Below are 740 nucleotides of genomic sequence, written 5' to 3'. Positions count from 1 at the left end.
AAACACGTCTTTAGGCCTCAGCGCACCAACCGATGCTGATGGCGATAACCTCACCATTACGGTCACCGGCCTACCGACTCTGGGCACCGTCACCCTCGCTGATGGTACTGCGATCACCAATGGCATGCTCTTAACCGCTGGCCAATTAGAAGGCTTGCAGTACGATGCGCCTGCCGACTATGACAGCGGCGATGCCGTGGGTAACTTCACCTACAGCGTCAATGACGGCACTGTCACTGAAAACGGCAGTGTGGCGATCACGGTCAACCCAATCAACGATGCGCCACTCGTCGACAGCAATAGCATCAATGTCAATGAAGAGACGCAAAACACGTCTTTAGGCCTCAGCGCACCAACCGATGCTGATGGCGATAACCTCACCATTACGGTCACCGGCCTACCGACTCTGGGCACCGTCACCCTCGCTGATGGTACTGCGATCACCAATGGCATGCTCTTAACCGCTGGCCAATTAGAAGGCTTGCAGTACGATGCGCCTGCCGACTATGACAGCGGCGATGCCGTGGGTAACTTCACCTACAGCGTCAATGACGGCACTGTCACTGAAAACGGCAGTGTGGCGATCACGGTCAACCCAATGAACGATGCGCCACTCGTCGACAGCAATAGCATCAATGTCAATGAAGAGACACAAAATACGTCTTTAGGCCTCAGCGCACCAACCGATGCTGATGGCGATAACCTCACCATTACGGTCACCGGCCTACCGACTCTGGGCA

At 55.3% G+C, this 740-nt stretch carries 1 protein-coding gene; it reads left to right on the top strand.

Going from position 1 to position 740, the window contains the following annotated elements:
• The coding region (locus K5Q73_RS21285; RefSeq protein ID WP_259655245.1) for an Ig-like domain-containing protein at positions 1-740 on the top strand (740 nt) is incomplete at both ends.

This window comes from Shewanella sp. MBTL60-112-B2 (genome assembly GCF_019655055.1).
Classification (GTDB): domain Bacteria; phylum Pseudomonadota; class Gammaproteobacteria; order Enterobacterales; family Shewanellaceae; genus Shewanella.
This window is presented reverse-complemented; position numbering and strand designations above follow the sequence as displayed.